Source organism: Vibrio sp. D417a (genome assembly GCF_030248595.1).
Classification (GTDB): Bacteria; Pseudomonadota; Gammaproteobacteria; order Enterobacterales; family Vibrionaceae; genus Vibrio; species Vibrio alginolyticus.
Window position 1 is genome coordinate 74,781 of the sequence record NZ_JAHGAM010000008.1, and the last position, 20,332, is coordinate 95,112.

The 20,332-nt window shown below is 44.2% G+C and carries 21 protein-coding genes; 9 read left to right on the forward strand and 12 right to left on the reverse strand.

Going from position 1 to position 20,332, the window contains the following annotated elements:
* Window positions 1–157 precede the first annotated feature (157 nt).
* On the reverse strand, window positions 158–2,197 hold the full coding sequence (locus KI742_RS09345) for a cache domain-containing protein (RefSeq protein ID WP_182038956.1): 2,040 nt from the start codon (window positions 2,195–2,197) through the stop codon (window positions 158–160).
* Window positions 2,187–3,638, reverse strand: a complete 1,452-nt coding sequence (locus KI742_RS09350) for a sigma-54 dependent transcriptional regulator (RefSeq protein WP_239945473.1) — start codon at window positions 3,636–3,638, stop codon at window positions 2,187–2,189. Before KI742_RS09350 ends, KI742_RS09345 begins: the two co-directional genes overlap by 11 nt.
* Window positions 3,639–3,972: 334 nt before the next feature.
* On the opposite strand from KI742_RS09350, the gene KI742_RS09355 reads away from it, so the two are divergent.
* The 6 genes from KI742_RS09355 (at window position 3,973) to KI742_RS09380 (ending at window position 8,947) form a co-directional block, all read left to right on the forward strand.
* Entirely contained in the window at window positions 3,973–4,791 is an 819-nt protein-coding gene (locus KI742_RS09355) for a substrate-binding domain-containing protein (protein ID WP_005389522.1), read from the forward strand.
* 6 nt (window positions 4,792–4,797) lie between these two features.
* Window positions 4,798–5,496 (forward strand): ABC transporter permease, encoded by a 699-nt coding sequence (locus tag KI742_RS09360; protein WP_005389524.1) that lies wholly within the window; start codon window positions 4,798–4,800, stop codon window positions 5,494–5,496.
* Window positions 5,497–5,546: 50 nt separating this feature from the next.
* Window positions 5,547–6,266, forward strand: coding sequence for an energy-coupling factor ABC transporter ATP-binding protein (locus tag KI742_RS09365; protein WP_017820675.1), 720 nt, complete (start codon window positions 5,547–5,549; stop codon window positions 6,264–6,266).
* Window positions 6,244–6,831, forward strand: coding sequence for a molybdenum cofactor guanylyltransferase MobA (mobA, locus tag KI742_RS09370; RefSeq protein WP_005453897.1), 588 nt, complete (start codon window positions 6,244–6,246; stop codon window positions 6,829–6,831). The genes KI742_RS09365 and mobA overlap by 23 nt, the downstream gene beginning before the upstream one ends.
* Window positions 6,828–8,606, forward strand: a complete 1,779-nt coding sequence (locus KI742_RS09375) for a bifunctional molybdopterin-guanine dinucleotide biosynthesis adaptor protein MobB/molybdopterin molybdotransferase MoeA (protein WP_285386001.1) — start codon at window positions 6,828–6,830, stop codon at window positions 8,604–8,606. The genes mobA and KI742_RS09375 overlap by 4 nt, the downstream gene beginning before the upstream one ends.
* 74 nt (window positions 8,607–8,680) lie before the next feature.
* The gene (locus KI742_RS09380) at window positions 8,681–8,947 is read left to right on the forward strand and encodes a DUF2960 domain-containing protein (protein WP_005377584.1); all 267 of its coding nucleotides are present in this window, start codon (window positions 8,681–8,683) and stop codon (window positions 8,945–8,947) included.
* A gap of 185 nt (window positions 8,948–9,132) precedes the next feature.
* On the opposite strand, the gene nagK is transcribed toward KI742_RS09380, so the two are convergent.
* Both nagK and KI742_RS09390 read right to left on the reverse strand, forming a co-directional pair.
* Window positions 9,133–10,041 carry an N-acetylglucosamine kinase gene (nagK, locus tag KI742_RS09385; RefSeq protein ID WP_005377586.1) on the reverse strand — a complete coding sequence of 303 codons (909 nt, stop codon included), beginning with the start codon at window positions 10,039–10,041 and terminating at the stop codon, window positions 9,133–9,135.
* Between the two features lie 175 nt (window positions 10,042–10,216).
* Window positions 10,217–10,966, reverse strand: a complete 750-nt coding sequence (locus KI742_RS09390) for a tRNA-uridine aminocarboxypropyltransferase (RefSeq protein WP_005389532.1) — start codon at window positions 10,964–10,966, stop codon at window positions 10,217–10,219.
* A 140-nt stretch (window positions 10,967–11,106) separates the two neighbouring features.
* Here KI742_RS09390 and KI742_RS09395 point away from each other — a divergent pair, with 140 nt between their 5' ends.
* Entirely contained in the window at window positions 11,107–11,922 is an 816-nt protein-coding gene (locus KI742_RS09395; protein ID WP_031781345.1) for a sterol desaturase family protein, read from the forward strand.
* A gap of 103 nt (window positions 11,923–12,025) precedes the next feature.
* Here the strand turns inward: KI742_RS09395 and KI742_RS09400 are convergent, their stop codons facing one another.
* The 5 genes from KI742_RS09400 to KI742_RS09420 all read right to left on the reverse strand — a co-directional run bounded on the left by KI742_RS09400 (window position 12,026) and on the right by KI742_RS09420 (window position 15,933).
* A complete protein-coding gene (locus KI742_RS09400) occupies window positions 12,026–12,244 on the reverse strand; it encodes a hypothetical protein (RefSeq protein ID WP_005389537.1) in 219 nt (72 codons plus the stop codon).
* 48 nt (window positions 12,245–12,292) lie between these two features.
* Window positions 12,293–12,673: a hypothetical protein gene (locus KI742_RS09405; RefSeq protein ID WP_005377611.1), complete on the reverse strand. Its 381-nt coding sequence runs from the start codon at window positions 12,671–12,673 to the stop codon at window positions 12,293–12,295.
* Between the two features lie 211 nt (window positions 12,674–12,884).
* Window positions 12,885–13,298 (reverse strand): NUDIX domain-containing protein, encoded by a 414-nt coding sequence (locus KI742_RS09410; RefSeq protein ID WP_005389540.1) that lies wholly within the window; start codon window positions 13,296–13,298, stop codon window positions 12,885–12,887.
* Complete coding sequence (locus KI742_RS09415) at window positions 13,288–13,707, reverse strand: NUDIX domain-containing protein (RefSeq protein WP_031781346.1); 420 nt, start codon at window positions 13,705–13,707, stop codon at window positions 13,288–13,290. The genes KI742_RS09410 and KI742_RS09415 overlap by 11 nt, the downstream gene beginning before the upstream one ends.
* A gap of 207 nt (window positions 13,708–13,914) precedes the next feature.
* Window positions 13,915–15,933: a methyl-accepting chemotaxis protein gene (locus KI742_RS09420; RefSeq protein WP_005389543.1), complete on the reverse strand. Its 2,019-nt coding sequence runs from the start codon at window positions 15,931–15,933 to the stop codon at window positions 13,915–13,917.
* A 134-nt stretch (window positions 15,934–16,067) separates the two neighbouring features.
* On the opposite strand from KI742_RS09420, the gene KI742_RS09425 reads away from it, so the two are divergent.
* Complete coding sequence (locus tag KI742_RS09425; RefSeq protein WP_025998640.1) at window positions 16,068–16,562, forward strand: NlpC/P60 family protein; 495 nt, start codon at window positions 16,068–16,070, stop codon at window positions 16,560–16,562.
* A gap of 45 nt (window positions 16,563–16,607) precedes the next feature.
* Here KI742_RS09425 and KI742_RS09430 read toward each other — a convergent pair whose 3' ends face one another.
* From KI742_RS09430 to KI742_RS09440, 3 genes are all read right to left on the reverse strand, one after another.
* Window positions 16,608–16,952: a DUF3802 family protein gene (locus KI742_RS09430; RefSeq protein WP_005377620.1), complete on the reverse strand. Its 345-nt coding sequence runs from the start codon at window positions 16,950–16,952 to the stop codon at window positions 16,608–16,610.
* 190 nt (window positions 16,953–17,142) lie between these two features.
* A complete protein-coding gene (locus KI742_RS09435) occupies window positions 17,143–18,105 on the reverse strand; it encodes a GGDEF domain-containing protein (protein WP_005389546.1) in 963 nt (320 codons plus the stop codon).
* The gene (locus tag KI742_RS09440; protein ID WP_021033872.1) at window positions 18,105–19,079 is read right to left on the reverse strand and encodes a response regulator; all 975 of its coding nucleotides are present in this window, start codon (window positions 19,077–19,079) and stop codon (window positions 18,105–18,107) included. Before KI742_RS09440 ends, KI742_RS09435 begins: the two co-directional genes overlap by 1 nt.
* 224 nt (window positions 19,080–19,303) lie before the next feature.
* Between KI742_RS09440 and KI742_RS09445 the strand changes: the two genes are divergently transcribed.
* Entirely contained in the window at window positions 19,304–20,170 is an 867-nt protein-coding gene (locus tag KI742_RS09445) for a fructosamine kinase family protein (RefSeq protein WP_005377623.1), read from the forward strand.
* The last annotated feature ends 162 nt before the right edge of the window (window positions 20,171–20,332 follow it).

Sequence of the window (20,332 nt, forward strand, 5' to 3'; positions counted from 1 at the left end):
GCTACATACTGCAAGTGTTGTTTTTATTAATTCACTCCAAGTGAAATCATTGTAAGGTTTCTAAGAAGCAAAAGCGTAAACATAAATGCGTCATCAAATACAAAAAAGAGCCACTATCGTCAGTGGCTCTTTTTCCATTAATACTTCAAAAAAGTGACTAAGCGATGTTCGTCACCTCTAGGATCAGTTCGGCTTTTTTAGGTAAATAAATACTGAATTTACTGCCTTTTCCCCATTCAGACTCTGCTTTTAACTCACCACCCGTTTGGCTGAGAATACTTTGGGAGACCGATAGCCCTAACCCTGTGCCTTCTCGTTTCGTTGTGTAAAATGGCGAGAAGATTCGACTCAAGTTTTCTGGTTTAATACCGCAGCCCTCATCGATAACATGAATCGCGGCTCCTTTCACTTCGCCCTCTTCAATCCAGTCTTCACTGACTACTGTTAATGTTCCTTTACCGCTCATTGCGTGAATGGCGTTCATTTGCAGGTTAACTAAGATTTGTAGCAAATGATGGCGGTTTATCTCAACTGACGTATGTGCTTGTAGATCAGTCACAAACTCGACGTCGCGTTTCTTGGTGCCCGTTTTAACCAAGGTGATACTTTCATCAATGATAGGATTGACATGTTGCCAAGTGATTTCATCTTGAACACCACCTTGGCGACTGTATTGCAATAAACTGCGCGTGATATTGCGGATACGATCAATTTGCGCGTGAATCGCATCAATCTCCTCTTGTACTCGACTTGCATCGTCACCCAATTCAAAATGGATCAATTCTACGTTGCCAAGAATCACGGCGGTTGGGTTATTAATTTCGTGAGCAATCCCCGCGGTGAGTTCTCCCAATGCTGCCAGTTTTTCATGAACAACGAGTTTGTCGCGAGTTTGGTTAAGCAATTGAATATGCAGCTCAAGATCTTGGGTTTTTTCTCTCAGGCTTGCCGTACGCTCTTGAACTTTGCATTCAAGTTGAGCTGCGGAGTTTTTCAATTCAATTTTGCGCTCTTCTAGCGCGTCTAACATATCATCAAACTGTCTGGCTAACTGCGCAAGTTCATGATCGGCATCTAATCCTAACGGGCCAATCCGTTTTTCTTTACCTTGTTGGACCTGCTTCACCACTTTATGAATGCGTTCGATCGGTCGAAACAGATCATAAGAACCGCGATATACCATCACGCCGGAAACCAGCAATAACATAACCGTAATCAAGCTGATTTCGGCAATGTTCGTCATGTAGGCTTTTACGAATGGCCACATGAGGTAACCCGTATAAAGCATACCAATAACATTGTCGTATTGGTCTTTGATTGGTTGATACGCCGTAATATACCAAGCGTCATACACATAAGCGCGATCAACCCACTGTTCACCCTTCGAAAGTACTTGGTTATACACTTCTGCACTCACGCGAGTGCCTATGGCGCGCCCTAGCCTATGATCGCTGTCTAGAGGAACGTTGGTGCTCACACGCAAATCATCGAGAAATACCGTCAACGTACCCACAGGGCGAAGGCGGTCATTATCACTTAAGTATATGAGATCGCGGATTTGATCCACCAGCACTGTACTATTGTTAAGGAGCAAACCACCATCCAGAAAGCCGATCAAATCGTTCGCTTGGCTGTATACCGGAATCACGGTTCGACTGACTAACCCACGCGCCTCCCTGTCACCATCAGCAAGAATAGGCACTTCTGCTCGTTTGGCGAGTTCAGGATCGAGGCGTTCGAGTTCTTCTTTATTGAGTACATCAAAAAACGATTCGCGCTTGGTGAGATCCATAAAGCGGAATTTGTTTTCCATGGAATTAACGCGTTGGAAAGAGAGAAAATCTAAAGCATATCTTTTCTTCTGCTCTGTGACCCACTTTTGCAGGTCACCTTGTGGCGTTCCTTTATTAATGCGAATACGGAAATCGTACGAATCGGCAAACGCCCGCACGTAATTGGCTTGCTTTTGCTGTAACAACGTTACACTGTTATTTGCAACACCAAGACGTTCCGAGACATCAAGCAGCGCATTTTGCCACGTGTAATGAATAGACCAATAAATGGTAATGCCGATCAGAGCTAACAACGTGAGGAAAATCGGCGCAGAGGTTAAGAATAACAAACGATAACGCACCATGGTTTTAAAACGGTGCGTCCATTTTGACAATCCTTTGTGCTGTGGGCCGTTAGTCGGCATATTCCTCATCCTCAGAATCCCATTCTTTGTATTTACGTTCTAAGGTCTTGCGAGCTACGCCCAAGTCGCGAGCAGCGGCTGATTTGTTGCCTTCGTGCAAGTTAACGACTTGTTTAATATGTGCTTTCTCGACTTCTTTTAACGTCCAGCTGTTTGGATAGCCTTCGCCAGTAAATTCTTTGCCTTCTTTAAAGGTTGGTAACTCAGCTGAGTGAGAAATAGTAATCGATACATTAGGCAGTGAATGCCCGCCATTCAGCTCTCGCCAATAGTGTGCAGGTGGTTTGCCAAGCAAGATACAACGCTCAATCAAGTTTTTCAGCTCACGAATGTTTCCCGGCCAATCGTACTCACTCATGGCTTCCATGTCCTCGTGCGCCCATTTGGGCGCGGGCATACCTAGCTCGCGCGTCAGCATGTTGCTGAAAAATGGCACCAACTCAAATAAGTCGGTTTTGCGCTCTCGCAGCGGACACACTTCAATTTTCAGAACGTTTAAACGGTAATAGAGGTCACTGCGGAAATTACCTTGATTGACCTCTTCTTGCAGGTTTCGGTTGGTTGCCGCTACGATACGGACATCAATACTGATCTCTCTTTCTGAACCGACAGGGCGAATCGTACGCTGCTCTAACACACGTAATAATGATGCCTGCATTGCAAGTGGCATCTCCCCGATTTCGTCAAGAAATAAGGTGCCACCGTTCGCAACACGGAACAAACCTTCACGCGATTTTTTTGCACCGGTAAACGCGCCCGATGTATGACCAAACAACTCACTTTCTAAAAGCTCTGGTGCAATCGCGCCGCAGTTGATTGGCACAAACGGGCCCGTTCGCCCACTCGCCTGGTGGATACCTCGTGCAACTAGCTCTTTACCCGTACCCGACTCACCTTCCACCAAAACAGAAGCACGTGATGGTGCAAATTGGTTAATAAGTTGCTTAAGCAGACGCGTTTTTTCTGAGCCGCCGATGATCTCTGAGGTATTGTGACGTTGGTAATCGCGTGTCATGGCGTACTGCATGCGTTCGTTCAAACGGCGATCCATACAGCGACTGACCGCTTTTAACATCTGCTCAAGGTTGAATGGTTTGAGGATAAAGTCGGAAGCACCGAGCTGTAGCGCTCGAATGGCAATTTCTAAATCCGCATAACCCGTCATAAAAATCACATCGGCACGTTTGTCATCATCTTCAAACGCTTCTTCCCACTCAATTCCAGAACGCCCTGGCAGATTAATATCCAGTAAGATCAGATCATAATGTCGAGAATTACGCAGTTGTTCTGCTTCTTCGATGCTACCAGCTGTATCGACATGTGAAAAAAGCTTACCCAATGCCTTTTTCAAGATGGCTTGCATGCCTAATTCATCATCGACGACCAGTACGGAAAAGGCGCTATATTGTTGGTTTGTACTAAGATGGGATTGAGTAGACATATTTACCCCAGATGGATTTCGATGGGACAGAGTGTACCAAGTTTAAACAGAGATACCCTACAAAAAGTGCGACATTTTGTACCAACGCAAACTTTTATGCAAATAACCCCATGATTTAGTGCATAAACCAAGCACTTTAAGCTTGTAAAAGGTTGGCATCTTGTTTGCTATAAGGTGGATACGGACCGCATTTAAGTGATCTCAGGATGTTGATGTTTGCTTATTCCAACACCCTGAGACAACTTGCGTATTACGCTAATCGCTCTCGTCCAAAAAGGCTTCTCCCTAAAACCTGGAGAGATTCCAAAGAATCATTGGAAAGGAACACATAAAAATGAAAAAAATTGCGCTAACTCTGGCTGCAACGTCAATCACGCTTGTAAGTTACTCTGCGTTTTCCGCTCAAGACGGAGAACACGTTCGCCTTGCAACCACAACCAGTACTTACCATTCAGGTTTACTTGATTACCTACTTCCACAATTTGAAAAAGACACGGGCTACAAAGTCGATGTTATTGCTGCAGGTACTGGTAAAGCCTTAAAAATGGGCGAAAACGGTGACGTAGATTTGGTGATGACACATGCACCAAAAGCTGAAGGCGCATTTGTTGAGAAAGGCTACGGCGTCTTGCCTCGTAAACTGATGTACAACGACTTTGTGATTGTAGGCCCGAAAGCTGACCCAGCAACAATCAAAAATGACGAAGGCGTGTTAGATGTATTCAAAGAGATCGCAAACAAAAACGCAACGTTCATCTCTCGCGGCGATGATTCTGGTACGCACAAAAAAGAAATGGGCTTCTGGGCTCAAACTAAAATCGAACCGAACTTTGGTGGCTACCGTAGCGTAGGTCAAGGTATGGGCCCAACTCTAAACATGGCGTCTGAAATGCAAGGCTACACCATGACGGATCGCGGCACATGGCTGGCTTACCAAAACAAATTGGATCTAGAAATTCTGTTCCAAGGCGATGAAAAACTGTTTAACCCGTACCAAGTTATTCTTGTTAACCCTGAGCGTTACCCAACGATTAACTACCAAGGTGCGAAGGCATTCAGTGATTGGTTGGTAAACCCTCGCGGACAGGAACTTATCAATGGTTTCCGCCTAAACGGTAAACAACTGTTTGTTGCGAATGCTGAGAGCAAATAACGCAATATGAATCTTGCTGATACAACACTGGAAGCGCTTCGCTTACTGGTGAATTTTGATGCAGACCTATGGGAGATCGTTGCGGTCTCCTTTAGTGTTTCTATCACGGCAATATCACTAGTGGTATTGCCGGCTATTTTGATGTCCTTTGTACTGGCGTATACCGACTTTCGCGGTAAATGGTTTTTGTTGTCGATCGTAAATACGCTGCAAGCGGTCCCTACCGTGGTGATTGGCCTGTTGCTGTACATGTTGCTGTCGCGTGCTGGCCCTTGGGGAGACTGGCAAATGCTGTTCACTCAGAAGGCAATGATCTTCGGCCAAATGGTGATCTGCTTCCCTGTTTTGGTATCGATGATGCATGGTGCATTACAATCTAGCGACCGTCGTGCAGTGGAAACTGCCATCACGCTGGGCGTCTCCATTCCGCGCTTGGCAGCTACGATGATTTGGGAAACCCGCTTTCCTCTACTTGCGGCTATCATTGCAGGGTTTTCACGTATAGTGACCGAGGTGGGCTGCTCAATGATGGTTGGTGGGAACATTATGGGCGTGACGCGAAATATTCCCACGGCTATTGCAATGGAAAGCAGTAAAGGTGCTTTTGCGCAAGGAGTTGCATTAGGAATTGTATTACTATCTTTAGCGTTGGCTCTAAACTTCTTCTTATCAAGTATGAGAGGCAAAGGCTACCTCAGAACATAGAACATGAAGCAAACAAACGACTCACCTTTAACCCCATGTCGAGGCGAATTATGACTATAAAAATCACCGCCGAACAGTTATCCATGCGCTTTAAAGAGCGTGTGCTTTTCCACATCCCTGAGTTAGCCATCGGCCCAAATGATGCCATTTATCTCAAGGGTGACAATGGTGTGGGCAAAACTACCCTACTCAAAATCCTTGCTGGCTTGCTCAAACCCTCTACTGGCGATGTTGTTGCGCCAAAAGATACGTGGCTGAAAAGACTGACGTGTCGCAATGGTCGTGTCGATGTGATTTATCTCCATCAATCCCCTTACCTTTTTGACGGCACTGTATATGAAAACGTAGTCTATGGAGTGAAATATCAACAAGACACGCAAAAAGATAAGCGAGCTCAAGTTATTCACGCGCTGCGCATGGTAGGTTTAGAAACCTTAGCGGACGAACATATTTCCGTGTTGTCCGGCGGTGAAAAACAGCGCGTTGCCATGGCAAGGGCTTGGATCTTAAAACCGTCGATTTTATTGATGGATGAGCCAAGTGCGTCTTTAGACCAAGAATCCATTGAACGATTGGTGGTGATGGCGAAAGATCTTTTGGATCGCGGTTCCAGTATCGTGGTGACAAGCCATCAGGCAAACGCACTGACCGACTTATGTAAAAAACAGTGGTGGATTAAAGACAAGACTTTGATAGAGTCTCCTCTGTTGTATGTCATACCAAAAGAAACATCCCAAGAGAATGCATATGCTTCAACCAACACAAACTAGTTGGGTCATTTTGGCTGGTGGCCAAGCCAGCCGTATGGGTGGAAAAGATAAAGGTCTGATTGAGTTAAATCAGAAGCCACTCATCGAACACGTTATTGAACGTTTATCTCCACAAACTCCACGCATTTTAATTAATGCCAACCGAAACCAAGATGCGTACAGCAAATTTGGTTTCGTATTTAGTGATCAATTCAAAGATTTCCCTGGGCCTATGGGCGGTATTCACGCGGGTTTGATGCATGCTGAAACCGACTGGGTCGGATTTGTACCTTGCGATAGTCCACAAATTAACACCGACCTTGTCGAGCGTTTCTGCCAGGCCGTCAAAGAAGACAGCGATATTTTGGTCGCGCATGATGGTGACCATCAGCAACCTGTTTTTACGCTCTACCACAAGCGCGTACTGCCAAAACTCACCGCGTTTTTAGAACGTGGCGACCGCAAAATCATTCTGCTCTACAAAGAGTGCAACACCAGTTACGTTGACTTTAGCGACTCACCAAACTGTTTCGTCAACTTGAACACTCCGGAAGAACTGGCGCAATTTGGACAATTAGAATCATGAAACACACGCTAAACATTCCTATTCTTGGTTTTGCAGCTTATTCAGGCACAGGCAAAACCACGCTACTTGAAGCCCTATTGCCAAAGCTGACCGAAGCAGGTTTACGCATTGGCATGCTAAAACATGCGCACCACAACTTCGATGTCGATAAGCCGGGTAAAGACAGCTACCGTTTACGCAAAGCTGGCGCATCTCAAATGCTGATTGCTTCTCGCAACCGTTTTGCGTTAATGACAGAAACGCCAGAAGCCGAAGCGGAGTTTGAATTCCTATTAACACGTTTTGATGAAGACATGCTTGATGTGGTTTTGGTCGAAGGCTGCAAAAACATCGCGTTTCCTAAAATCGAATTGCACCGTGAAGAAGTCGGCAAGCCTTGGCTTTATCCAAACGATGAAAACATCATCGCTATCGCTTCAGACGGCGGCGAGTTGGACTCTGAACTGCCACAAATGAACATCAATGATCTTGAAGCGATTGCTCAGTTCGTTATTCAGTATGTTCAAGAAGCGAAAGCACCAAAAAACAAAGAGAAAGAAGCCGCATGTTGCGACACACTTTCTCCTGCTTTCCTTTCTGTGGTTCAAGGCCAAGAGAAAATCCTTTCTTTGGTGAACACGGTTTCGGAAATAGAAGCATGCAAGATTGAAAACGCCTATGGCCGCGTTCTTGCGGAACATATCGTTTCACCAGTAAATGTGCCGCAATACACCAACTCCGCGATGGACGGTTATGCCATCCGCAGTGATGATGTTGACCGTGATAGCTACCAAGTGGTTGCTGAAGTGATGGCGGGCCATGCTTACGATCAGCCTCTGGAAGTTGGTCAAGCAGTTAAGATCATGACTGGCGCACCAACACCACGTAACGGCGATACAGTGGTCATGCGTGAGCAAGCCATTCAAGAAGGTGACAGGGTCACTTTTAACGGTGCGAATATCAAAGCAGGCCAAAACGTTCGTCAAGCAGGTGAAGATCTCGCTATCGGCAGTGACGTCTTTACCGCAGGCACTCGCCTCGCCTCTCCAGAAATGGGCATGATCGCTTCGCTTGGCTTTGGTGAAGCGAATGTATTCCGAAAATTGAAAGTTGCCGTGTTCTCCACCGGTGACGAAGTACAAGCGCCGGGAACAGAGCAAAAAGCGAATTCTATCTACGATTCCAACCGTTTTACCATCATGGGCATGCTTGAAAAGCTCGGCTGCGAGATCTTGGACTTCGGTATTCTGGAAGACAACGAACAGTTAATGATTGAAGCATTGGAAAACGCATCGGCGCAAGCGGACGTGGTTATGACTTCTGGTGGCGTATCCGTTGGTGATGCGGATTACATCAAACTTGCCTTGGATAAACTTGGTCAAATCGATTTTTGGCGAATCAACATGCGTCCGGGACGTCCATTAGCGTTTGGTCAAATCAACAACAAGCCGTTCTTTGGTCTGCCGGGCAACCCTGTGGCAGTGATGGTTTCATTCATCAACTTTGTTGAGCCTGCACTGCGTAAGATGCAAGGCGAACAAGGCTGGAACCCTCTGAAAGTGAATGCCATCGCGACTGAGAATCTTCGCTCTCGCCAAGGTCGTACCGAGTTTAGCCGTGGCGTCTATGAGCTGGATGAAACTGGCCGTTTAACCGTTCGTACAACAGGCAAGCAAGGTTCTGGTATTCTGCGTTCAATGAGTGAGGCGAACTGTTTGATCGAAATCTCCCCAGCTATTGATACAGTAAAAGCGGGAGAAAGCGTGACAATTATCCCACTTCAAGGCAGAATCTAGCTCAAACTAGAAATTCAAAGGTCAGCGAGTCTGGCCTTTTTGTTTAATACAGAAACCTTTTCAGAGAGACAGCTATGGCTCGCACCATTCTTTACACTTACAAAGACCAAGACAAAGAACTGACGTTCTCATACCAGCAGCACCGCAACATTCAAGAAGCAGTTGCAGAAGCCGAAGGTATCGATATCACTGAGTTCCTAAAGATGGAGCAACAAATCGAAGCAGTGTCTGACACTAAAGCGGTGCGAAACTACCGCGACAACTACTTCAGAAAATTAGGCTTTAGCAAAATCACCCTAGCTCAAAAAGAAAACCTGGGCGTAGGCAAAAAGAACAAATAAGCTTAGCTGCAAACAGAAAACTCACGATTCGTCGTGAGTTTTTTATGCATGCTACTTTTGTTCATGATCTATACCCGAGCATACCGAAATTACTTAGGTATATAAGTAAAAGCCCCGTTTAACCTTGAAAGTCTAAACGGGGCTTTAAATTTCTTCTTACTTTATATCGAGTAAGGTTTAAGTCATTACTTGATGTTTAAGAACGCAGCGCCGCGTACACCACCTGAATCACCGTGTTTTGCTTTGATGATCTTAGGACACTTAGCCACAGACAATAAGTGTTTAGGGATGCGTTTTGGCATCTCTTCGTAAATCAATTCGAAGTTAGATAAGCCGCCACCAAGTACAACGGTGTGTGGGTCTGTTGCAGTAAACAGGTTTGCAAAGCAGATCGCTAGCAGCTCCATAAAGCGCTCGACGTGCTCTACTGCTTTCTCCTCACCCTCTGCGTGCGCTTTAATAATGTCGATCGCTTTCTTCTCTTCGCCGTAGTAATGCGCGTAAAGAAGCTCGAAACCACGACCAGATAGGTAACTATCTAAACAGCCTTTGTTGCCACAGCCACAACCCAGTAATGGTGCGTTTTCGCCTAGGTGGAACCATGCGTCGATAGGAAGACGTGTGTGACCCACCTCACCCGCTACGTGGTTGCGGCCAGAGAATACTTTGCCTTCGTAGATAAAGCCGCCACCAAAACCAGTACCAAGGATCAAACCTAGTACAGATGGTTCATCTTGAAGATCTTCGTCCCAGGCTTCAGAAAGCGCGAAACAGTTTGCATCGTTTTCAATTTTTACGCTGCGACCGATTTTAGCTTCTAGATCAGCACGAAGTGGTTTGCCTTTTGCCGCAGGAACGTTAACTGTTAGTACCGTTGCATCATCGGCGTCTTCCATACCTGGTAGGCCAAGACCAATCGTACCTTCACAGCCAAACTCTGTATCGTATTTATTCACCAATTCCGCAATGGTATCAACCAGCAGCTCGTAGTTGTCTGTTGGTGTAGGTACACGTTCCGTCGCTACACGCTCAAGCTTCTCGTTAAATGCACCAAATTCAATTTTAGTGCCACCGACATCAAAGCCGTAATACATGTATTTCTCTCCTAAAAAATGCTTCAAACGACTCTCAAAAATGGCTAGAGTCAAAAGTATAAACTGATGGCATTATCCATATCTGTACGCCTGCAAACCGTGACCGAATGCAGATTTATCCCCTCACCGAAGCCAGTTGAACAACATACCATCAACAAAAGCTCATTCCTTAGAGTCAGCTCTCGGTTTTCATCCACTCTTTGAAACGTTTCAAGTGTGGCTGGTTAGGGTCGCTTTTGACTCGAGTCTTGCTCAGCATGTAAGTTTCTCTGAAGGCTTCAAACCACAATTGAAGGCATTCCGCAGCTTTAGGCTCACCAGCTTGTTTTAAAACTAATGTCGCGACTTCGGCGGTTGAAAGATGCTGATCATTCTCGGAGCGGCGCATGATGTATTCAGACAGAGATTCCGGCTCAATGGAAAGCACAGGCAAAGATTTAAGAAAATCAGAACGACGGAATATCTTTCGTGCCTCACGCCAGCTACCATCAATAAAGATCAGCAACCATTTTTTGTTCTCGACATCTTCTTTTACCAATCGCCCTGGCTCTAGATCTTCAATTAAACGAGAGGGATCATCCACATAGTCTGCAGGAAATACAATCACCGGTTGATAACTGTCATCCTGTAGTAGCGCGAGCATCTCTTCAGACGGTTCTGTTCGGTTCCATTGATACACGTAAGTCTCTTGAATCGTATCAGCGATTAGACGACCGGTATTACTTGGCTTAAACACTTCGTTTTCAGAAACAATCAACATACATGCAATATTGGCCTTGATGTTTGGCTGAAGGTCGCACAAACAGTGTTGCTCAGAAACCTGGCAATATTGGCAACGAACCACTTTACATCCACGCGCATTGAAAGGCTTGGTTGAGATAGATTGTCGGTACTGATATAAACGGTGGAAAGCGTGAATTCTCATGGTAAGTAATGCCAAGTAAAAAGTAGAGCGCGATTCTACTGATATTATGGCTTCGCCTCAAGATAAGCCCATCAGCAGTGTGTTGAAATAATTTCACTCTTATCTCGGTCATAGATAAAGAAATAAATAAGGGAATGACAGTGACAGAAACGACATTTCAAGAACCCTCATGGCTCAGATTAGGCTTTTTCCTTGGCGTATTATTGCTTTGTGCCATTTGGGAAAACAAATTGCCTAGAAAAACACTGACCGCTTCGCGCAGGTTTCGCTGGGTCAATAACTTGTCATTGGTCGCTTTTAACAGCCTAGTTATTGCTTTAATCATGCCTATCGCCGCCTTTCAAGCTGCGGTCATAGCTCAGGAGCAACAGTGGGGGCTGCTCAATATTCTGTCCCTCCCCGCTTGGTTAAATATTTTTCTAACCGTCATTTTGCTTGATTTCGTCATTTACGCTCAGCATGTTGTCTTTCATCATGTAAAGCCGCTGTGGAAGATTCACCGAATGCATCACGCCGATCTCGACATAGACGTCACTACAGGCGCACGCTTTCATCCCTTCGAAATAATCATTTCAATGGGAGTAAAAATTGCAGCCGTGTTTATCTTAGGTGTTTCACCTATCGGAATTGTGGTATTTGAAATTGTGCTTAATGCGAGCGCGATGTTTAATCACAGTAATGCAAAACTGGCTTTATCCATAGACCAAAAACTGCGAAACGTCATCGTTACACCAGACATGCATCGCGTGCACCATTCAGTGATAGTAAAAGAGACCCACTCAAACTTTGGTTTTTTCCTTTCAGTTTGGGACCGCTTTTTTGGGACATACCGAGCTCAGCCTAAGTTGGGTCATGATGATGTTGTTATTGGTGTGCCGGAAATTAGAGACGAAGAAGAGCAAAGATTAGATAAGCTTTTAACGCAGCCCTTTCGCTACAATAAAGAGAAGAAGTAATGGTTGAAAAAATATTGTTGGATGAAGTATGTCAACAAAACGAATAGACCAAGCCTAAACCCCTGTTAAACACTACTTCATCCTCATGATGTGTAAGAACAGATTAGTTTTCTGCTAGCTGACGCTTTTTGTTTAACTGAGTAATACCAACAAATAAACCAACAACACCGAGCACTGCACATGCCAAAGCATTGGTGTTCATTACTTGCTGTGCCTCTATTGAGCTATATAGAAAAGCAAGGCTGAAGAAAGTGGTGGCAAAGCTCAAACCTGTCAGTACGCTGAAACCAGCAAAACTGGCCAAGTCTTTAAAATCGTTCATAACGAGTCCCTGTTTACAATCCTTAATCGAGTGTTGTGAAAATAATAATTAACGAAATATTTGGCGCGATTGACTATGTTTTCGCGCATTCCATAACCAGATAGATACCCCAAATGAGAACCCTAAAAACAGTGTCTTCATTTGTAGGGCGACGTTGTTATCTAATATTTCTAATGTATAGTGAGCGTGGGAACTAAAGATAACATTGGTTATAAGAATCAATAACATAACGACTAGGCCAGAGCGGCGATGCTTGACCAATAGATACGCTGCTAATAAGTCCAATAGTCCCAAAGCGCTCCAATACATATTCAACCAGCGTGGCGCAAAATCGTAAGGTAAAAAGCCACCAACAATGTTGTCATAAAGATGAACCACTCCGCCAACTGTCATAAAAAGGCATAAGAGAAACACGACGAATTTATCCATTACCGTTTCCTTATCTGAATGAATGAGCAAAGCATATAGAAGTCACTTAAACATTTGTAATCTCATCGCCATTTTTGAGATCGACAGTGCCATTATCAACACGATGAGAACAGTAACGGCTGCTCTACCTTCTTTATTTGCTTCTAGTAGAAGCATAGTGTTTGCTGTGGCGTTTCGCCCAAATCCGCCAATGCAATGACAGAATCCTCCTTTAAATCACGCCTTGGTTTATCAACTCTCGTACCTTTTCCAGCCCGCGCTGAAACACAGTATGTGCATTCGCGGGAAGGCCGCTCTCGACATCGTGCCAGAAGAACGCAAAATCATGTCCGCCATCGTCTTGCGTATGAAACAGCCATGAATTAGCGAGGCCAGCACACTCACACAAAACAAAATGCCATACTTGATTTTGAAAGCCACTGTCCCATGAGCATAAATATCGTGCGGAACGAACATGTGTGATACCAGACTCCTCAGCGAGCTCCCGCTTGGCTGCTATGATGTAACTTTCATCAAACACTTCAACAGTGCCCTTGACGAGCTGAACACCCGCCAACGGATGTTTAAAAAGTAGGATCTCTTGATTTTGATTACGTAGAACAACGGGGCAAACTTTATCGATCACAAAACCACTCCTTATGCTTCAAGTAAAAGGCTTTAGCTTTCTCTGGATATAAAGAAATCGAGTGAAGTTGCTCTACACGCACCCACTTCAAATGGTACTGATTAACATCTGATTTTCTGATTTGCTCTGGCCCACTCCCTAGTTTCACTTTTAAGTTCCCTACATAAGAAAGAAAATAGGTTTCTAAGCGACCTTGATTTTCGAGTTCCAAAACTTTCTTAACCGAGCCAAGTTCTATTGAGGTTTCTTCCAGCGCTTCTCTTTTAGCAGCTTCAACAGGTTTCTCACCTGCTTCAACACTGCCGCCAGGGAAAACCCAATACTGTCTGTCGTTTCGAACGCGGTGGATAAGCAAAAGCTCTTGGTGATGATTAACTAGTATGAGGCTGGCTCTTTGTGATAACTGCATGATTCGTTCCTTTGAATTCTGGCGACATTCTAGTCAACGAATCCCTCGAACAAAGCATTAACATCACGTTGTGATAACTAAACCCTTTAGAAATGAACGAGATGAGATGTAACTCACTCTTGCAATGCAAATTGGAGCCATTGAATGGGTAGCCGTAACAAAAAAGCAGAACCGAGGTTCTGCTTTTAGTCGGTGGAAACATCTCATTTACTTGGTCTGATGAAGCTCATACTTGTGCAGCATTGCTTGCTGGTGCCCGGCAATTTCCGCCACTTGCTCAGAACTCTCAACCATAGACTCAAGCTGCAGCTTTGTGCGTTCGCCAAGATCAGAAATATGCGTGATGGATTGAGATACATCTGCCGTCGCTCGTTCTTGTTCTTCTGTAGCAACTGAGATTTGTTCAACACGTTCTTGAATGTGCTTAACCGCGAGGTTGATATCAGAAAATGTCGATTTCACTTCATTGCTGGACTGTAGCGCGTGGGTCATTTCTTCTCTTGAATCATTAACTGCTTGGCGCGAACGCTCTGCGGCAGTAATAAGCTCGCTCATCATTTCTCGGATGTTCGTCGTTTGTTGAGAGGTATCACTTGCAAGTTTGCGAACTTCATCAGCGACAACCGCAAATCCACGCCCTTGCTCACCAGCACGGGCAGCCTCTATTGCCGCGTTGAGAGCAAGTAAGTTGGTGTTGTCCGCGATCCCACTGATCATATCCACCATTTCACGAATCTGTTTAACACGCTGGTCTAGCTCTAACATTGACTGTTCATTTACATCCAAAGAGCTTTCTAATGACTCCAAACGTTCGCGGTTTTGTTCCACGACTTGAACCCCTTTTTCAGTGTGTTGGGTTGCAAGGAGCGAGTCCTGTGAAGATGCATTTGTCACCATTGCTATTTCACGAATAGAGGCTTCAAGCTGCGTTATGGTCGTGATCATACTCGACAACGCTTCATTTTGTGTTGCCAACCCATCACTTGTTTGTTCGGCTGCACTGTGACTTACTTCTGCCGTCTGATAAAGCGTTTCACAATTGCGCGTCACCGTTTGAATGGAGTCATGTGTGGAATCGATTACTTGATTCAACTTTCGTGCTACTTCTTTCAGCTCATAGGGGCCGACTTCTTCTGCCTTGTCACGAAAATCATGTTCGGTAAGTGCTGAAAGACGCGTTAGTACATTCCTTAACCCTCGGTTTGTCCATGACTTGAGACTAAACCAAGTAACCAGAATAATAAAAGAAATCACACACGCCGCAAACACGAGCACAACGCTCACCGATTCAATGGTCTCGTTGACCACCCGCTCTTTTTCATCGATCAACTGACCAGCGGTTTGGGAGATTTGATCAAGTAACCGCATGGTTTCATCCGCAAGCATCGAAGCCTGTTTAAACTCTGAACGTTGCAATTCCCCTTGTTCTAGTTTGGCGAGGATCAAACGCAGCACGCCCTTTTCACTAAAGCCTTGTTTCACCATCTCATATGGTGCGGTTAAGCTTGCATATTCACTTACTTCAGGATGAAAAGATTGGAAGTCTTCATAGGCGAGTTTAATACCTGCTATGCGATTTCGCATTTCTCGGTATTCTTTTTCGGCTTTGTTTAATTCTGAATGCATCATCATGACTAAGAACGTACTTTCCATTGAGCTTGCAGAAGCAATGAAACGGTTAGCGGCATCGCTCGACTCAGGATTATCAGCACTAAGGAATGAACTGATTCGATTCATTTCCGGACCGATAGAGCTAAGCCCATAGCGAAAACCACCAACAGCGGCATCAATATCCATTTGAATTTGTATCACCGAAGATTGCTTCAACAAAATGGACTGCGTGATGTTATGTAAACGCGCTAGTTTGGTGTCTAACTCCTCCGAGAGTTGCTGAGCTACACCAGACGCTTCCACAACCAAAGTCGTGCTTTGAGTTGCAAGAGAGTCGATTTGCTCTTTTATGAGAGGCAACTCTTTCGGCTCAGTAATCTGCATACCATGGTTGAGTAGCTTAACCATCTCCAATACATTCCTGGTTAACTTTGCGTTTGCCATCGCGATTGGTAACGCTTTTTGCGACAAGTCTTCAAATTGTTCCCCTACCTGTTCCATTCCTTTGAAACTTGAGACAGAAAGGGCTATAACAAGAGCAATGATAGTTAAAAATGTTGCACTGACAGCCTGAATCAGTGAAAGTGATGTGCGTGAGCGTTTTCGCTTTGCCATAATCAATTTTTATTCTTTCTTAAGGTTGAATCGGTTCTGCAGTGATTCCGTCACATTTGTGAGACAAAACCGTGATTTGCAGCCCATACTATGGATTGGTTATGACACTAATATTTCAGTTGTGAGTCATAGAGATGACAGGTGGTGATTTGCGTCGAGTATATTTTCCTTTGATAATCAGTGTGCTACTAAGCGCCTGCTCTTCTGGGCCTGAGCCTAGTGAGCAAGCACAGGTGACAACACCTACAAATCAGCTATTGTCGGACAACCCAGACTTGTTCGACTTTTACACAGAGTGGCACGGCACGCCTTATCGCTTAGGCGGGACACAGAAATCTGGAATTGATTGCTCAGCATTTGTACAAAAAGCGTTTATTGAGGCTTATCAGCTCTCGTTACCAAGGACAACGAAGCAGCAATCAAAGCAAGGTGTGGAGTTAAGTTGGACGGATGCCAAGCAAGGGGATCTAGTGTTTTTTAAAACAAGACGTACAACTTATCATGTCGGAATTTACTTGGGTAACAAGCAGTTCATGCATGCATCGACGTCTAGAGGTGTGATTATTTCAAGAATCGACAACCCATACTGGGCATCTAAGTTTTGGCAAATAAGAAGAGTTACAATGTAACTCCTCTCACTCTTTAACCGGACATTGCTGTAAGTTAAAACAATATCAGTCGTAAGTCGCAACAGCATTATCGAACAGATTTTTGACCAGAGCGATGTATTCATCAAGGAACGTGATCTGTTCATTGGTCGCTTTTTTATGCCATACCCCAGCCAATATCTCACCAAGATCTTCAACAACTGCATCAGCCTCTTTCAACAATTTGAAGCGTACGCTCGAGTGAAGTTCTGGATTTTGCTCAAAAATCGCCATGATGTTTGAAGCCACCATATCGGTGACAACATCTTCGATGCTTTCGGATCCAGTGTCGCCAATTTCGGTCGTAAAAATATCTAGATTTAGAGACAAGTGCTCGATAAGAGCGAGATATCCATCGGTTTCTAAAACCACTGTTTTTCTCCGTTTATTGCAAGCCTTCGAAGCTGAAAGCAGAATAGTTTCAATAGTAAGACATGCCGAGAAAATTTCATTAACTTATTTCATATTAACAAACATTCACGAACCAACTGGATGATTTTCAAACAATTGAGCTTTGCTTCACTGAATTCGGATACAGGGTTTCTTCAAACCTTTTTATATTTCAGTCATTTTCATGCAAACAGGTTTGGTTACGACCATTTTCTTTTGCACGATACAGCGCAGCATCGGCACTCTTTAACCATTGAGTGTGAGTTTCAAAATAAGGCTTATACTCGCAAACACCAATACTTATCGTGTAATTAATCAAAAAATCTTCCACTTTCACGATCTCTTGCTCAATTCTTTTGCGCAAACGCTCTGCGAAATAGCAAGCTTGCTCCTGGTTTGTGTGAGGAAGTAGTACCGTAAACTCTTCACCACCAAAACGACCGCAGATGTCACTGCTTCTTGCTGTTTTTCTCAACAAGGCAGAGGTTCGACGAATGACTTCGTCCCCTGTCGGGTGACCATAAGTATCATTCACCTTCTTAAAGTGGTCGATATCGAATATTACTAATGAGCATGGTCCGTCGATAACTTTTAAGTGAGCAAACTCATCTTTCAATGATTGCTCCCAATAAGCGCGATTAAATAAACCTGTTAAACCATCTTTGCGACTGATTTCCGACAAATGTTGATTTGTTTCTTTCAAATGAATGCGATTTCTCGCAGTTTCAGAAACATCATTGACTTGAATCGCTATGTGGCTGACCTCTCCTGAAAGCCCAATTAACGGCGTGATCACGATATCTTGATACATAAAATCACTGCTGTTTGAAACCGGAGAAAAATTGTTGAACTTAAAAAGGTACGGTCGGTTTTCCCAGCTAGAAAAAGAACGAGTTTCCAGATCGGCGGCAGCTTTTATCTTGGTTTCTAGCCAAGTTCTTGGCAGCTCTTCAAAATGCTCAAATAAACATTCACCAAGAATTTCTTGTGATAGAATGCCACTGTATGACTGCATAAAACTGTTCCACACACACACTTTATACTCTTGATCCAAAACAATAAGCCCTGAATCCATCGTATCGAGAATTTGTGTGACCCAATGAAAGTCTGCTATGTCCAGCGTGATATCGGACATTAGATTAGCTCCATGATTTCATAGATTATTTCTACGGATGGCTTATCAATTAAAAACAGTACCTCGCACTCGAAATCGAGCGCTTCTGCCATGTAGGTGTATTCGATAGTAAAGAGCTCACCCAACTCGCCTTGCTCTTCACAATAAGGTGTTAAGGTATCCACAATGCCTGGCTGACGAAGTGAGAACTGCTTGTCGAGTTGATCGCCCAATGATGTGAGAAATGACGAGACCAGTAGGTTAGAGATATTCAAGATGATTTCATTATGAGGCGTAAACTCAAGGAGGTAACCTAATTTTTCCCCAATCTGATTGATATCCCTACCACGTAAGCACACCAGTGCCTCTCCGTGAATACCACCACCGACAAACCTCTGCGCTACCGCAACGGAACTGTCACGCCCAACCACATCAACCAGTGTCATATGAAGCTCGCCGTAGGACAACGGTCCAACATGAGGAACAGGAAGTTGGATGAACTCATGTAAATGGTCAGCCATAATCGCAGCCCCTTTACCAAGGGCAATGTTCGCAATTTCACGGAATTTGGCTAGTAAGGAAAGCTCTTCGCAACCCTGGTTTTTAGAATCAACCGAATGACTAGGTTTGAACGCATAATGCAGCCCTAATTGTTCGTATAGTGGGAGCACCTGCTCTTCTGTCAGAGGCTTAGCGATAAAAGCTTGAGCACCAAGATCGAGACAGCGCTGTTTTGCCTCTTGTTGAACATCTCCAGAAATAATGACGATTTTGGTCGGGTACTGGCTAACAGGTAATGATTCGAGGACCTCAAAACCATCCATTATGGGCATCGTTAAATCGAGAAACAAAATATCGATATTTTGCTCAGCAAGAATATTAAGCGCCTCATAACCATCTTGCGCTTCAATAAGATGCAATGATGTATCTTGTACGATAGAACGCGCAATAAGCTTTCTTGCAACAGCTGAGTCATCACATATCAGTATTTTCATGCCACCAATGGAACTAACGTCAAAAAAATCATAATACCTGTTGTAAACGTTCATCTCCATATGCTAAGCCAACAAATCAGAGGCTTATAAGCGATTTGATTCACATTTATACAAATTGACTACACTAAGAGGAAGGTTTCTTTACTAAGTATGCTCAACATAGCGCCAACTCCCTGCTATTTATCCTAAACTATTGGTGGTCAAATAGATTCGCGAGGTTTTGTATGTGGCAAGCAATATCGCAACAGCTTTCTGATACTTTATTGTTCGATTACCAGATCACGGAAAAAGTAAGGCTGTCTGGTGGGGATATCAGTGAAAGCTACATGATCAATGATGGCGAGCAACGTTATTTTGTGAAAATTAACGATCGCGAGTTTTTGTCTAAGTTTGAGGTAGAAGCTGAAAGCCTGCATCTTTTGCGTGAAACATCCACCCTATTTGTACCTGAGGTGGTATTGGTTGGTAAAACCAAAAATGCCTCATTCCTAATTCTTAACTACCTTCCAACGAAACCATTAGAAGATGGTCCCAACAGCTTTAAATTTGGGCAACAATTAGCTCACCTACACCAGTGGGGCGAGCAAAAAGAGTTTGGTTTTGATACCGACAACTATCTCGGTTCGACTCTACAGCCCAACAAATGGCACAAGAAATGGTGTGTATTCTTTGCTGAGCAACGCATAGGTTGGCAATTACAGCTCCTTAAAGAAAAAGGCGTCACCTTGGTTGATATCGATGACTTTATCGATGTCGTAAAACAGCGGCTAGCAAACCATGCTCCGGAACCTTCTTTGTTGCATGGCGATTTATGGAATGGAAATGCGGCACTCACTGCATTCGGTCCTATCTGTTACGATCCTGCGTGCTATTGGGGGGACAGGGAGTGTGATATTGCGATGACAGAGCTTTTTGGTGGATTTCAACCAGAATTTTATCAAGGCTACGAATCGGTTATGCCACTTTCTTCAAGCTATGAGGAACGTAAAGATATCTATAACCTTTACCATGTTCTCAACCATTGTAATTTGTTTGGCGGCCATTACTTGGAACAGGCTCAACTGGTTATTAATAAAATCATTTCTTATTAATTTGGAAGCCACTGCATATTTCAAGATGTAAAATCTCGAGGCACATCACTACAGAAAATCACCCTAAGCTCAAGGTTGAGTTTGGGGTCAAGTTTTGTACTTATTTCGACTCAATTAGCAACAACTCGACCTAATATCAAAGGAGACTTAACTTTGGATTGT